Raw genomic sequence first — 14,641 nt, forward strand, 5'->3', positions numbered from 1 at the left:
TTGATTGCAGCGAGGGTCCACCTGTTCCCATTCCGAACACAGAAGTTAAGCTCGTTTGCGCCGAAAATACTTTGCGGGCGACTGCACGGGAAAATAGGTAATGCCAACACAAAAACCGCGAACTGGTTTCAGTTCGCGGTTTTTGCATTTTAATTTTCTATAAGCCATGGAAGCAGAAAGAACGGACAGACGAGTGACCAGCTCGTCTGTCCGTTCTTTAAAGGAAGTATTATGAGGGGAAAATGAAAAATGAAAAAGTTGTATCGCTTCTTGCATGATTATCATACCAAGGAGATATTAAATTTATAAGTGGGCAGATATTAAATAAGTATGAACTATTGTTGCGAACCTTTGGAAGAGCCCTGCGGATCTTCTGCGCGGCAGGCTTCCCATCAGAAGCACATGAAAAACTCAGCCAAAGACAGGAGAACGCCTCCGCCGGTGACCAGCCGGCAGAGGCGTTCATCCTATAACAAAAAAGAGGGAGAAAAATGAAAAAAGTCTATCGCTTCTTGCAGTATTATCATATCAGTTAAATATTAAATAAGTTAGAGGGCAGATATTACAAAAGCGTAAAATCATCAATGCAAATGTATGAACCGAACAGTTGTTCACAAAAATATAATAATTGGACGGCGGGAAAACCTATTGACATAGCAGGAAAACAGGCGTATATTGTAGTCACAAAGGTTAGCACTCTATGATTGAGAGTGCTAAAATCTATGAGAACGGCGGAGCATGGAAGGAAGTCGAAGGAACAGAAGGAAGTCGCCGCCGGAAAGGAAGGTCATTGCTTTATGAATGCACAGAAATATACGAAAAAATCCCTGGAAGCCATCCAGGGTGCCCAGGCCATCGCCCTGGAGCACGCCAACCAACAGATTGAGCAGAGCCATCTGCTGCTGGCCCTGCTGGAGCAGGAGAACGGACTGATTCCCCAGCTGCTGCAAAAGATGGGCGTGACGGTGGAAAGTCTGGAGGCGGCGGTCCGTCAGGAGATCGACCGGCTGCCCAAGGTCACCGGCTCCGGTCGGGAGGCCGATAAATATTATATTGCCCGGTCCGTGGACGATGTGTTCCAGGCCGCTGAGCACCTGGCCGATCAGATGAAGGATGAGTTTGTCTCGGTGGAACACCTGTTCCTGTCCATGCTGGACCATCCCGACAACGTACTGGGCCCCCTGTTCAAAACGTATCAAATCCACCGGGAAGACTGTCTGAAAACGTTGCAGACGATCCGCGGTAACCAGCGGGTCACCAGCGACAACCCGGAAGAGACCTACGACGCGTTGAAGAAATACGGTACCGACCTGGTGGAACGGGCCCGGCAGAACAAGCTGGACCCGGTCATTGGCCGAGACGATGAAATCCGAAATGTCATCCGGATTCTGAGCCGGAAGAGCAAAAACAACCCTGTCCTCATTGGTGAACCCGGCGTTGGTAAAACGGCCATTGCTGAGGGGCTTGCCCAGCGAATTGTCAAGGGCGACGTTCCCACAACCTTGCAGGATAAGACCATCTTCGCCCTGGATATGGGTTCTCTGATCGCCGGCGCAAAGTACCGTGGCGAGTTTGAGGAACGGCTGAAAGCCGTCCTCAGCGAGGTCAAGAAGTCTGAGGGCCGTATTATCCTGTTTATTGATGAGCTGCACACCATTGTCGGCGCCGGCAAGACCGAAGGCGCCATGGACGCCGGCAACCTGCTGAAACCCATGCTGGCCCGTGGTGAGCTGCACTGTATCGGCGCGACGACCCTGGACGAGTACCGGCAGTATATCGAAAAGGACGCCGCACTGGAGCGCCGGTTCCAGCCGGTCATGGTGGGTGAGCCCACGGTGGAAGACACCATTGCTATTCTGCGTGGCTTGAAGGAGCGCTATGAGGTGTTCCACGGCGTCAAAATCACCGACGGCGCCATTATTGCCGCCGCGACCCTGTCCAATCGGTATATCACCGACCGGTTCCTCCCCGATAAGGCCATTGACCTGGTGGATGAAGCCTGTGCCATGATTCGTACGGAAATTGATTCCATGCCCACGGAACTGGATGTCATCCAGCGGCGCATCATCCAGCATGAGATTGAGGAAGCTGCCTTGAAGAAGGAGGATGACGCCCTTTCCAAGGAGCATCTGGCGGAGATTCAAAAAGAACTGGCCGAAATGCGGGACGAGTTCAACGCCAAGAAGGCCCAGTGGGATAATGAAAAGAACGCCATCGGCAAGGTCCAGAAGCTCCGGGAGGACCTGGAAGCCGCCAACGCCGAATTGGAGAAAGCCCAGCGGGAGTACGACCTGGAGAAGGCCGCACAGCTGCAATACGGCCGGATTCCCGAACTGAAAAAGCAGTTGGAGGCCGAAGAGCAGATTGCGCAGGCAGGTAAGGAGCGGAGCCTGCTGCGGGATAAGGTCACCGAAGAGGAGATCGCAAGAATCATCCAGCGTTGGACCGGCATCCCCGTGTCCCGTCTGATGGAGGGCGAACGGGAGAAGCTGCTGGGGCTGGAGGAGATTCTTCACAAGCGGGTTGTGGGCCAGTATGAGGCCGTCCGGCTGGTCAGTGAGGCCATTCTCCGCAGCCGGGCCGGTATTGCGGACCCCAACAAGCCCATTGGCTCGTTCCTGTTCCTGGGCCCCACAGGCGTTGGTAAAACGGAGCTGGCCAAGACACTGGCGGAAGCCTTGTTCGACAGCGAGAAGAACATGGTCCGAATCGATATGAGCGAGTATATGGAGAAATACGCCGTATCCCGTCTCATCGGTGCGCCTCCCGGATACGTGGGCTATGAGGAAGGCGGCCAGCTGACGGAGGCTGTCCGCAGAAAGCCTTATTCGGTGGTGCTGTTTGACGAGGTCGAGAAGGCCCATCCCGACGTGTTCAATGTACTGTTGCAGGTGTTGGACGACGGTCGGATTACCGATGGCCAGGGCCGTACAGTGGACTTCAAGAACACCATCATTATCCTGACGTCCAACCTGGGTTCCCAATATCTGCTGGACGGCATCGAGGACAACGGCGAAATCTCCCAGGAGGCCCGGGAACAGGTCCAGGCGCTGCTGAAGCGGTCCTTCCGGCCGGAGTTCCTGAACCGTCTCGACGAGATCGTCTTCTATAAGCCCCTGACCCGGGAAAATATCACCAAGATCATCGACCTGCTGGCCGCCGACCTCAACAAACGGTTGGAGGATAAGCAGCTGACGGTGACGCTCACTGACGGCGCCAAGTCCTTTATTGTGGACGAGGCATATGACCCGGCGTTCGGCGCCCGGCCTCTGCGCCGGTACGTCCAGCATACGGTGGAGACGCTGCTGGCAAAGCGTATTCTCTCCGGCGAGGTGGAGCCCGGCGCCCACCTGACGGTGGACGTGGAAAACGGTGCATTGATCATCCGATAACCATCGCACCCAAAGTACAACTTTTATCGCTTTTCTGTCGAAGAAGCGGCAAGAGGGCGCACCGCAAATCTGCGGTGCGCCCTCTTTTAAATGTTAAGGGGAGAAGTTATGCGTGGGCGGCCTCTCGGATAGCGCCCACCATGTAGAGGGAGCCGTAAGCCAGAACCACACCGTCGGGCCCCGCCAGCTCCATGGCCTTCCGGACGCCGTCTTCGATGGTGTCCATGGCCGTTACCGGCTTGCCGAACTGTTCCAGATATGCCTTGAGATCGGCGGCGGACAGGGACCGGGGAGAGTCCGGGGTGACCGTGACAAATTCCCGGGCAAAGGGGGCCACATTGGAATACATACAGTGAAAATCCTTGTCGGCCAGCACACCGGTGAGGATGGTCAAAGGCCGACCGTTGAGATAGGCCCGAATGTTGGCCGTCAGGGACTCGATGCACTGGGGATTGTGGCCGCCGTCCACCAGGAACAGGGGAGATTTCCGCAGGACCTCAAACCGGCCCGGCCAGGACACGGTGGCCAGACCCTTGCGGACCTGCGCCTCCGTGATGTGGTAGCCCTTGGACTGCAACACCCCAATGGCGGCCAGCACCACGGCGGTGTTCTTCATCTGATGCTCGCCCAGCAGGGGCAGCTCGATGGCCGGATACCCGGCGGCATCAAAAACCTGGCCGCTCAGGTCGTGGGAAATGCTGTGCAGGGCGTCAAAGTCGGCCTTGACCAGCGTTGCGCCCACCGCCTTGCAGCGGTCCTCAAAGACGGACTCCACCGACGGGGTAGAGCGGTAGAGGACGGCAGTACCGCCGGCCTTGATGATGCCGGCCTTGGCCGAAGCGACTTTTTCCAGCGTGTCGCCCAGATACTCCGTGTGGTCCAGACCGATGTTGGTGATGACGGCCACCTCCGGCGTGTCGATGACGTTGGTGGAGTCCAACTCACCACCCATGCCCACTTCCAGAACCACGATGTCGCAGCCCTTGCGCTTGAAATACTCAAAGGCAATGCAGCTGACCAGCTCAAACTCCGTGGGATGGTCGGCCATGGCTTCGGCGTGGGGCCGTACAAACTCCGTCACGGCGGCCAGATCCTCGTCGGAGATCTCCACACCGTCCACCTGCATCCGCTCGTGGAACCGCAGAATATACGGCGAGGTGTACAGGCCCGTTTTGTAACCGGCCTGCCGCAGAATGGAGGCCGTCATGGCGGCGGTGCTGCCCTTGCCGTTGGTACCGGCGATGTGGACGAACCGCAGGGATTTTTCCGGGTTGCCCATGCGGTCCAACAGTTCCCGGGTGCGCTCCAGGCCGGGAACGCTGCCCTTCCAGCAGACGGAATGGATGTACGTCAGTGCTTCCTGCACGGTCATGGTTCAGACTTCCTTTCGTTTGGGAAAAAACAATCAATCATTATGGGGCTTGGCAGGCCACAGACCCACCCGATGGAATATACGGGAACGGAACAGCAGATCCGTCACAGCGGCTTCCACCACCAGTGTCAGAGCGAACTGGAGGCTGCGGGCGGCCAGGCGGGTGAAAAATGCCACCATAAAGACGCCGTCCTTGGAATAGACATAGGTAAGGGCCGCGCTCTGGTAGAGGATAGAGCCCAGGACCACAGCGGGCAGGAAAGCCAGAAGAACGCGGAAGAAGGACGTCTTGCGGCTGAGCCAGCCCCGGAAGACGCCGCCGCACAGACCATAGAGGATGGGCGGCAGGGCAAAGAGGGGATTGTACCCGTAGCCGGAGAAGAGACATCCGATCATGTCGGAGCCGAAGCCCACCAACGCGCCGGGGACGGGTCCGAACAGGGCGCCGGCCAGGAAGATGGGGACCGCTTCAATGGAGAAGCGGACATCGGCGGCCGGCATGGGGACAATGAGGCGGGCCAGGACCACCTGCATGGCAGCCAGCAAGGCGCAGAACACCAGGGTGCGCGTGGTCATGGTACGGGTGGATACGGTGGCCGCGGCGGCCGGGGAAGGGATTTTGGGCATAAAAAAAGCCTCCGTTTCTTTGGAGGAGGTTGGGGTGGATATTCGGACAATGCCAGACCCAAAGGTAGACTGGGACTCTTGCTTAGGCGGTTGCGAACCCAGCATCGCGAGGCACGGCCCCTTCGCCCGGCGGCAACCTCCCATCCAACCGGTACTTGACGCGCTGGTTCTACTCCCTGCAGCATTATTACGAGCACATTGTAGCGGCTTTGCAGGGAAATAGCAATAGGAATTGAAAAAATTTTCAAAAAAAGGGGAACGGTCTGCGTCGCAGTCCGTCCCCCGGCGGTTATTTCACGAATTTGTCGATGGCCTGACAGAGATTTTCAATGGCCTCTTGGTCATTGTCCTCCACGGCGTCCACAATGCAGTGCTGGATGTGGTCCTGGAGAATGACCTTGCCCACGTTGTTGATGGCCGAGCGGACAGCGGCAATCTGCACCAGGACTTCCGAACAGTCCCGTCCGTCCTCCACCATTTTTTTCACCGATTCCAGATGGCCGATGGCCCGGGACAGCCGGTTGAGCACGGCCTTGGTGTTTTCGTGGACATGGGGGTGACCGCCGTGGCTGTGGACATGCCCCGCACCGTCGCCGTCGTGGCTGTGGGCGATGCCGCGGGCATGGAGATCATCGTGGTCATGGGTGTGCTGCTCCATGGAAAGGTCTCCTTGCAGGTGTAGTTTTGGCTATTATAGCACACCACTGGGAAAAAGGCAAAGGAAATCTTGCAGTTTGTACGGAATAGATTGAGATTCAGCGGAATATATGGGGGGAGGGGGGATATTTTGTTGGAAATGTAATTAAAGGAACCATGACATTTTTTTGACAAACGAGGTGGCTTGCTGTATAATATGAGCAAAATCTTTCAGGCTCGCAACAGAGCCGCCCAAGGAGCGCTGACTATGCATCTCGATCACGATCATCCCCATACCCATCCCCACGATCATGAGCACCCCCACGACCACGGCTGCGGGGAGCACATCCACTGCGGCGAGCACCACGACTGTGCCGGCTGCGGCCAGAACGTGGACCCCAGGACGGAGCTGATGGCCCTTATGCGCTACATGGTGGGTCACAACACCCAGCATGCCAATGAGCTGGCGGGCCTTGCAAAAAAGCTGGACGACATGGGCGATCACACCGCCTATGAGCAGGTCATGCAGGCTGTGGCCGACTTCGAGAAGGGCAACCTGCGCCTGTCCACGGTGCTGGCCTCCCTGGACCACCAGTAAGGAGGCGATATACGATGTGTCTTTCCACCGTTTATAACGGCGCCATTGCCGACGACCGGATGCTCATGAGCAACGTCCAGCAGATTCTCTGCCAGGGCGATACCGTGACCCTCACCGATATTCTGGAGCGCCAGATCACCGTGGAGGGCCATATTGAGATGGCCGACCTGGTCAACGGCAAGGTCATCATCGCACCCAAGTCCTGAGGGGAGCGCCCATATGGCAGAATACGAAGTGGTACGGGAAATCGCCAACAGCTGTTCCCGCAACCAAATGCGCGACGTATTTTTTGAAGAGGTGGAGACCGACGACCCCGAACAATACGTCCGGTCTCTGATCCGTGGCAAGGAGCTGCACCTGGAGCAGCAGGAGCTGCCCGACGGCGCCCGGTGCATCTATGTGGAGTGCGACGGGCTGTTCCAGAAGTTTCTGTTTACGCCCCTGTAAAAACCGGCTGGCGGGGCGAAAATTCCTGCTTTTTGGGCATTTTACTCCTTGCCAATTCCAGGAGCATGTGGTAACATTACCACGTATTGAACTGTCTTTACACCGTGGTGAAGCGACGCTTTTTTGCGGTTTAAGGAAATTCTGTTTTACGACTTATATTGGAGGGTATCCCAATGTCTGTAACTGAAATCTTTGAAAATCGTTCCGCATTTTCCTTTGAAGTGTTCCCCCCCAAGACCGACGCCGGCATGCAGAAGCTGTGCGGTGAAGGCGGCGTGCTGGATCAGCTGTACACGCTGCATCCCGACTACATCTCCTGCACCTACGGCGCCGGCGGCACCAACGTGGGCCTGAACCTGGAGGTCCTCAAGAAGATCAAGAAGGACGGCAAGTGCACCCCCGTCACCCACTTCACCTGCATCGGCAACACCAAGGACGGCATCCGGGAGCAGCTCCAGACCTACCTGGACAACGGCATCAACCACATGCTGGCTCTGCGCGGCGACCTGCCCTTCGGCTGGACCGGCACCGGCGGCGACCTGCACTACGCCACGGAGCTTGTAAAGTTTGTCCGTCAGGAGTTCGGTGACAAGTTCACCATCGCTGTGGCCGGCTCCCCCGAGGGCCACATCGCCTGCCGCAGCCTGGAGGCCGACATCGCCTTCCTGAAGCAGAAGCAGGACAACGGCGCCGACTACATCATGACCCAGCTGTGCTGGGATATGGATCAGTTCCGCTACTGGATGGACGCCATCCGTGCCGCCGGTATCTGGATGCCCGTGGACGTGGGCATCATGCCTGTGCTGGACATGGCCGCCACCATCAACATGGCTCTCAGCCGCAACGGCTGCGTCATGCCCCGTGAACTGTGCGAGCTGATCTCCAAGCACTGGATTTTCCCCAACCCCTTCGACAAGGAACCCTTCGACGCCGCCGCCGCTCAGAAGAAGGCGGACTTCAAGGAGGCCGGCATCGAGTATACAATTCGCCAGATCGACGAGTACCGCGCCTGCGGCATCGACGGCATCCACCTGTATGCCCTCAACAAGTTTGAGGATGTGGCCCGGATTGCCAAGGAAGCCGGTATTATTGACCTGATCTGAGCATCCAAACCCAGCGGGCCGGGCGTCGTATGACTCCCGGCCCGTGAAAAGGAGCTTATACCCATTATGGCAACACATACCATTGCTGTCGCCGGCAAAGGCGGCGTCGGCAAGACAACCATCTGCGGCATGATCATCGATCAGCTGGCACAGCAGAAAAAAGGCCCCATCCTGGTGGTGGACGCCGACGCCAACTCCAACCTCAATGAGGTGCTGGGCGTCGAAGTGGAGACCACCCTGGGCTCCATCCGTGAGGAGATGGCCCAGGCAGAGCTCCACGGCACCGTCCCCGCCGGTATGACCAAGCAGGACTACGCCGAAATGAAGTTCTCCGACGCCCTGGTGGAGGAGAAGGATTTCGATATGCTGGTCATGGGCCGCACCCAGGGCAAGGGGTGCTACTGCTACGTCAACGGCGTGCTCAAGGCCCAGGTGGACAAGTACGTCAACAACTATCGCTATATGGTCATCGACAACGAGGCGGGCCTGGAGCACATCAGCCGCGGCACGCTGCCCCATGTGGAAACCATGCTGCTGGTCAGCGACTGTTCCCGCCGGGGCATCCAGGCGGTGGCCCGCATCGCGGAGATGGTGGACGAGCTGGAGCTGAAGCCCAACACCATGAAGCTCATCGTCAATCGCGCCCCCGGCGGCGTCCTCAACGACGCGGTCCGCGAGGAGATCGACAAGCATGGTCTGGTCCTGGCCGGCGTTCTGCCCCAGGATGAGACGGTCTACGAGTATGACTGCGAAGGCAAGCCCAGCTCGAAGATCCCGGAGACGTCGCCGGTGAAGGTGGCGCTCCACAAACTTATGGAAGATCTTGATCTTTAAATACATTCAAACTTTTTAAGGGGGATAAACACTATGGCATTCGTTCCCAAGGTGCAGGCTTTCTCTGCCCATATCAATGCTGTGACGCTGGGCACTGGCGACAACAGCATCGTTCTTGGCGGTGGAAATACCCTGCCCTTCTACACCTTCGACGCTCCCACGGAGAACGCTCCCAAGGTCGGTATCGAGGTTTCTGACCTGGGTCTGGAGAACTTCCAGGCTCCCGGCTTCAAGGAGTTCTACGCCGGCTGCAACACCATGGCTGAGATGGCCAAGAAGGCCGAGACCGTGGAGGGTGCTTCCTTCATCGCGCTGTCCTTCGAGGGCGCCGATCCCAACGGCCACAACAAGTCCGTTGAGGAATGTGTCGCGCAGGCCAAGGAGGTCGCCGCCGTTGTGACCAAGCCTCTGGTTGTCCTGGGCTGCAAGAACGCTGAGAAGGACGCCGCTCTGCTGGGTGCTCTGGCTGAGGCGCTGCAGGGCAAGAACGCGCTGTTCCTGTCCGCTACCGAAGAGGATTACAAGTCCATCAGCGCCTCCGTCGCCATGGCTTACAGCCAGAAGGTCGGCGCCGAGTCCGCCGTGGATATCAACCTGGCCAAGCAGCTCAACGTTCTCATCAGCCAGATGGGCGTGCCCGCCGGCAGCGTTGTCATGAACGTTGGTTCCGCCGGCGCCGGTTACGGCTTCGAGTACGTGTCCTCCACCCTGGACCGCGTCAAGGCCGCTGCCCTGGCTCAGAACGACAATATGCTGCAAATGCCCATCATTACGCCCATCTCCACTGAGACCTGGGGCCTGAAGGAGTCCATCATGCCTGAGTCCGAGATGCCCGAGTGGGGCCCCGCGGAAGAGCGCGGCATTGAAATGGAAATCACCACTGCGGCCGCTTGCCTGGCTGGTGGTTCCGATGCTGTCATCCTGGCGCATCCCGCTTCCATCGCGGCTATCACCAAGATGATCGACGCTCTTGTATAATCAGGAAGGAGGATACATAGAATGGCTGTAAAAGGTCTCGATATTTTCAAGCTGTCTCCCAAGACCAACTGTAAGGAGTGCGGCAGCCCCACTTGCATGGCGTTCTGCATGAAGGTCGCCCAGGGCGCCGTCTCTATCGATAAGTGCCCCCACATGAGCGCGGAGGCCATTGCCCTGCTGTCCGAGGCCACTGCACCTCCCATGAAGTCCCTGGAGGTCGGCGCCGGCGACAACGTCCACAAGCTGGGCGGCGAGACGGTCCTGTTCCGTCACGAGAAGACTCTGGTGTCCAAGAACCTGTTCGCCGTGCCCGTCTGCACCGGCATGGACGACGCCACTGTGGATGCCAAGCTGGCTGACCTGGCCAAGATCGACTACGAGCGTATCGGCGAGCGTATGACCGTGGAGTTCGTGTTCGTCAACTATAACGGCGAGGGCGCCGACAAGTATGTGGCGCTGGTCAAGAAGGCTGCCGCCGCCAACCGTGCGCTGATTCTGAACTGCGCCGACGCCGATGTGGCCAAGGCTGCTCTGGCCGAGTGCAAGGACGGCAAGCCCATCCTGTGCGGCGCCAACAAGGACAACTGGCAGGCCATGAACGCGGTTGCCACTGAGGCCGGCGTGGTCCTGGGTGTCACCGGCGCTTCCCTGGAGGAGATGCACGACGTGCTGGCCGCGCTCGAGGGCGCCGGCAACAAGAACCTGGTGGTCGACGTCACCGGCGCCGATGCCAAGGAGACCTTCAAGAACGCCGTGCTGCTGCGCCGCTCCGCTCTGAAGGATGGCGACCGTACCTGCGGTTATCCCTCCATCGTCAACCTGGCCAAGATCGCCAAGGGCGACCTGCACCTGCAGACCGCTCTGGCCTCTGTGTTCACCATCAAGTACGGCTCCATCATCGTCATGGAGACCATGACCTATGCGGAGGCTCTGCCCCTGTACGGCCTGCGTCAGAACGTCTACACCGATCCGCAGAAGCCCATGAAGGTGGCTCCCGGCATCTACCCCATCAATGGCGCTACGCCCGACGATCCCTGCATGATGACCGTCGACTTCGCCCTGACCTACTTCCTGGTGTCCGGCGAAATCGAGCGTTCCAAGGTGCCGATCAACCTGATCATCACCGACGCTTCCGGTATGTCCGTTCTGACTGCCTGGGCTGCCGGTAAGTTCTCCTCCTCCACCATCAAGAAGAACTTTGACGAGATGGACATCGCCGGTAAGATCAACAACCGGACCCTGGTCATCCCCGGCAAGGTCGCCGTCATGAAGGGCGAGATCGCCGACAAGCTGCCTGAGTGGAACGTGGTTGTCGGTACCCGCGAGGCCGTTGAGATCGTCAAGTTCCTGAAGGACGGCGAGCACATCAAGGCTGCCGAGGCCGTTGCTGCGAACAAGCCCAAGGATGCCGGCAAGAAGGTGGAGGAAGTCAAGGAGGATGCTCCCATCGACTTCTCCAAGCTGGTGTACCCCGAGATCAAGGTCGTGCCCCAGGAAGTCACCTACAAGGGCCACAACCCCGAGTCCAAGAAATTCGTCACCATCGGCGAGCGCATCCACTGCATCAGCCCCGTCATCCGCGAGGCTATGGCGACCTTCAACCCGGAGCCCATCCTCAAGCGTGCTGCCGAGCAGATCGCTGCCGGCGCCACCTATCTGGACGTCAACATCGGTCCTGCCGAGTCCAACGGCCCCGAGCTGATGACCTGGGCTGTCCGCCTGCTGCAGGAGAACTTCAACAACGTTCCCCTGGCGCTGGATACCGCCAACAAGAAGGCCATCGAGGCCGGTATCGCCGTGTACAACCGTACCAACGGCAAGCCCATCGTCAACTCCGCTGACGCCGGATCCCGTATCTCCAACATCGACCTGGCTGCCGCCAACGATGCCATTGTCATTGCCCTGTGCTCCGCCGACGGCATCGCCAAGGACAACGACGAGCGTATGACCCACTGCCACCACATGCTGGATCGCGGCATGTCCCTGGGCATGGAGGCCGACGACCTGTGGTTCGACCCCCTGTTCCTGGTCGTCAAGGGCATGCAGGAGAAGCAGATGGACGTGCTCAACGCCATCAAGCTGTTCTCCGACGAGGGCCTGAAGTCCACCGGCGGTCTGTCCAACAACTCCAACGGCGCCCCCAAGAACGTCCGTCCCATCATGGACTCCGCTCTGGTGGCTATGTGCATGATGCAGGGTCTGACCTCCGCCATCGTCAACCCCTGCGACCAGCGTCTGATGGAGACCATCAAGTCCTGCGATATCTTCAAGAACAACGAGCTGTACTCCGACTCCTACCTGGAGATCTGATTCGCTCACCCCATCAGTTCACGCATTGCCGCGGGGAACGGGCGGCGTAAGCCGCCTGTTCCCCGCGCTTTTTCCACATGCAGATGGGGAAAGGCGGGGACTGGTTCGCAATTGAAAAAAAGGAGGAAATAAACTATGAGTGTTTTAACCGATCTGATCTACGGCGGTTCCAATGCCGTAGCTGGTTTGACCGAAGGGGCTGTCAACGAGGCCATCGCCAAATATGGCGCCGACCAGAAGATTGCGTTTCCCGACACGGCCTATTATTTCCCCACCATCTACGCAGCCACCGGCGTCAAGGTGACGACTCTGGGCGATCTGCCCGCCTGTGTGGGCGTCCTCAAGAGCCTGATCTCCAACAAGGAGGACCTGGGCGAAGCCCTCAATGCGGGCCTTGCCACGGCCGTGGGTGCGGAGATCCTGGAAGCCCTCAAGTATGTGGAGGGCGGCGACCCCTATGCCAACGAATCCGGCATCGGCTTTGTGCCGGACCCCGTCATCCGCTCCCTGGGCGTACCGCTGGTCACCGGCGATATTCCCGGCGTGGCCGTGGTCCTGGGCAAGGCTGCCGAGGCGTCTCAGGTGGCCAATGTGGTCAAGGATTACCAATCCAAGGGCCTTATGACCTTCCTCATCGGCGACTGCATCGAGCAGGCTGCCGAGCAGGGCGTCAAGATGGGCCTGGAGCTTCGCGTGGTGCCTCTGGGCCACGATGTCACGGCCGTCATCCATGTGGTCACCGTGGCAATTCGCGCCGCGTTGATCTTCGGCAATGTCCAGCCCGGCGATCTCCAGGGGTTGCTGGCCTACACCAAGGAGCGTGTCCCGGCGTTTGTCAACACCTTCGGCGAGCTGAACAATGTCGTCGTCTCCGCCGGCGCCGGCGCCATCGCCCTGGGCTTCCCCGTCATTGTGGATGTGGACCTGGGCGAGAACCAGGTACCCGGCGCGCTGGAGTCCGTCACCGACCATACTATGACGGTGAAGCACTCCCTGGAGCTGCGGAACATCAAGATCAAGGTCAAGGAGCTGCCCATCCCTGTGGCCTTTGCCTCGGCCTTTGAGGGCGAGATCATCCGTAAAGCCGACATGAAAGTGGAGTTCTGGTCCGCCAAGAACACCACCTGTGAACTGGTGACCATGCGGGATCTGGATCAGGTGGAGGACCACAAGATCACCCTGGTAGGCCCCGACATCGATTCCGGCGAGACAGAATACGCCCTGGCAACCTATATCGAAGTGGCCGGTCCCAAGATGCAGAAGGACTTCGAGGCCGTCATCGAGCGGAAAATCCACGCCTGGTTCAACTACATGGAGGGCGTCATGCACACGGGCCAGCGGAACCAGTTCCGTATCCGTATCAGCAAGGACGCCTATGAAAAGGGCCTGCGCATGAAGCACTTCGCAGAGGTCCTGTACGTCATGATTATGGATGAGTTTGACGCCGTCGTGGATAAGTGCCAGGTCACCCTGGTCACCGACCCGGTGGAGGCCAAGCGCATTCTGGACGAAGAGGCCATGCCCGCCTATAACGCCCGCGACGAGCGTCTGGCGTCCATGACCGATGAGAGTGTGGACCATTTCTACACCTGTACCCTGTGCCAGTCCTTTGCCCCGGCCCACTGCTGCGTGGTCACCCCCGAGCGCCTGGGCCTCTGCGGCGCCGTGTCCTGGCTGGATGCCAAGGCCACCAAGGAACTCAACGACGCCGGTCCCTCTCAGCCCATCAGCAAGGAAGGCTGCACCGACCCCATCAAGGGCTACTATCCCGACGTGGACCGCATGGTCAACGAGGCATCCCACGGCGCGCTGGAGCATGTGAGCCTGTACTCCATCATGGAGGACCCCATGACCTCCTGCGGCTGCTTCGAATGCATCTGCGGCATTGAGCCGATGAGCAACGGCGTGGTCATCGTCAACCGGGAATTTGCCGGTATGACCCCCACGGGCATGACCTTTGGCGAGCTGGCTTCCATGACCGGCGGCGGCGTCCAGACCCCCGGCTTCATGGGCCATGGCCGTCACTTCATCTCCTCCAAGAAGTTCATGTACGCCGAGGGCGGCGTAGAGCGTATCGTCTGGATGCCCAAGGAACTGAAGGATGATGTGGCGCCCAAGCTCAACGCCACGGCCAAGGAACTGTATGGCATCGATAACTTTACCGACATGATCGGCGACGAGACCATCTGTGAGGACGCCGAGAGTCTGCTGGCATTCTTGCAGGAGAAAAACCATCCCGTTCTGGGCATGGACCCGCTGATGTAATCGCATTGAATCCCGTAGGGCGGGGGAACGCCCCCGCTCTACGGGTCGGGCCATCGCAAGATAAAGTTTTTAATCAACT

12 protein-coding genes, 1 rRNA gene and 1 riboswitch are annotated in these 14,641 nt (G+C 58.7%); of the genes, 10 read left to right on the forward strand and 3 right to left on the reverse strand.

Going from position 1 to position 14,641, the window contains the following annotated elements:
- Both rrf and clpB read left to right on the forward strand, forming a co-directional pair.
- A 5S ribosomal RNA gene (rrf, locus tag ACTQ33_RS15420) occupies positions 1-109 on the forward strand; the annotation flags it as partial.
- Positions 110-797: 688 nt separating this feature from the next.
- Positions 798-3,392, forward strand: a complete 2,595-nt coding sequence (gene clpB / locus ACTQ33_RS15425; protein ID WP_441465421.1) for an ATP-dependent chaperone ClpB — start codon at positions 798-800, stop codon at positions 3,390-3,392.
- A 106-nt stretch (positions 3,393-3,498) separates the two neighbouring features.
- Here the strand turns inward: clpB and ACTQ33_RS15430 are convergent, their stop codons facing one another.
- The 3 genes from ACTQ33_RS15430 to ACTQ33_RS15440 form a co-directional block, all read right to left on the reverse strand.
- Entirely contained in the window at positions 3,499-4,764 is a 1,266-nt protein-coding gene (locus ACTQ33_RS15430) for a bifunctional folylpolyglutamate synthase/dihydrofolate synthase (RefSeq protein ID WP_441465422.1), read from the reverse strand.
- Between the two features lie 33 nt (positions 4,765-4,797).
- On the reverse strand, positions 4,798-5,391 hold the full coding sequence (locus ACTQ33_RS15435) for a folate family ECF transporter S component (protein WP_441465423.1): 594 nt from the start codon (positions 5,389-5,391) through the stop codon (positions 4,798-4,800).
- 82 nt (positions 5,392-5,473) lie between these two features.
- Positions 5,474-5,570, reverse strand: a riboswitch (THF riboswitch).
- Positions 5,571-5,680: 110 nt separating this feature from the next.
- Positions 5,681-6,004: a metal-sensing transcriptional repressor gene (locus ACTQ33_RS15440; protein ID WP_441465443.1), complete on the reverse strand. Its 324-nt coding sequence runs from the start codon at positions 6,002-6,004 to the stop codon at positions 5,681-5,683.
- 291 nt (positions 6,005-6,295) lie between these two features.
- Between ACTQ33_RS15440 and ACTQ33_RS15445 the strand changes: the two genes are divergently transcribed.
- From ACTQ33_RS15445 to acsB, 8 genes are all read left to right on the forward strand, one after another.
- Entirely contained in the window at positions 6,296-6,625 is a 330-nt protein-coding gene (locus ACTQ33_RS15445; RefSeq protein WP_441465424.1) for a hypothetical protein, read from the forward strand.
- A 14-nt stretch (positions 6,626-6,639) separates the two neighbouring features.
- Positions 6,640-6,831, forward strand: coding sequence for a CooT family nickel-binding protein (locus tag ACTQ33_RS15450; protein ID WP_441465425.1), 192 nt, complete (start codon positions 6,640-6,642; stop codon positions 6,829-6,831).
- Positions 6,832-6,844: 13 nt separating this feature from the next.
- Complete coding sequence (locus ACTQ33_RS15455; RefSeq protein ID WP_441465426.1) at positions 6,845-7,072, forward strand: hypothetical protein; 228 nt, start codon at positions 6,845-6,847, stop codon at positions 7,070-7,072.
- A gap of 173 nt (positions 7,073-7,245) precedes the next feature.
- Entirely contained in the window at positions 7,246-8,175 is a 930-nt protein-coding gene (locus ACTQ33_RS15460; RefSeq protein WP_441465427.1) for a methylenetetrahydrofolate reductase, read from the forward strand.
- Positions 8,176-8,241: 66 nt separating this feature from the next.
- Positions 8,242-9,009, forward strand: a complete 768-nt coding sequence (locus ACTQ33_RS15465; protein WP_441465428.1) for a nucleotide-binding protein — start codon at positions 8,242-8,244, stop codon at positions 9,007-9,009.
- Positions 9,010-9,042: 33 nt separating this feature from the next.
- On the forward strand, positions 9,043-9,987 hold the full coding sequence (gene acsD / locus ACTQ33_RS15470; protein ID WP_441465429.1) for an acetyl-CoA decarbonylase/synthase complex subunit delta: 945 nt from the start codon (positions 9,043-9,045) through the stop codon (positions 9,985-9,987).
- Between the two features lie 21 nt (positions 9,988-10,008).
- Positions 10,009-12,297: a carbon monoxide dehydrogenase/acetyl-CoA synthase methytransferase subunit gene (acsE, locus tag ACTQ33_RS15475; protein ID WP_441465430.1), complete on the forward strand. Its 2,289-nt coding sequence runs from the start codon at positions 10,009-10,011 to the stop codon at positions 12,295-12,297.
- A gap of 135 nt (positions 12,298-12,432) precedes the next feature.
- Positions 12,433-14,562, forward strand: coding sequence for an acetyl-CoA decarbonylase/synthase complex subunit alpha/beta (gene acsB / locus ACTQ33_RS15480; RefSeq protein ID WP_441465431.1), 2,130 nt, complete (start codon positions 12,433-12,435; stop codon positions 14,560-14,562).
- Positions 14,563-14,641: the final 79 nt, after the last annotated feature.

Origin of the sequence: Candidatus Avoscillospira sp. LCP25S3_F1, from assembly GCF_052117125.1 — a bacterium.
In the GTDB taxonomy this organism is placed as follows: domain Bacteria; phylum Bacillota; class Clostridia; order Oscillospirales; family Oscillospiraceae; genus Avoscillospira_A.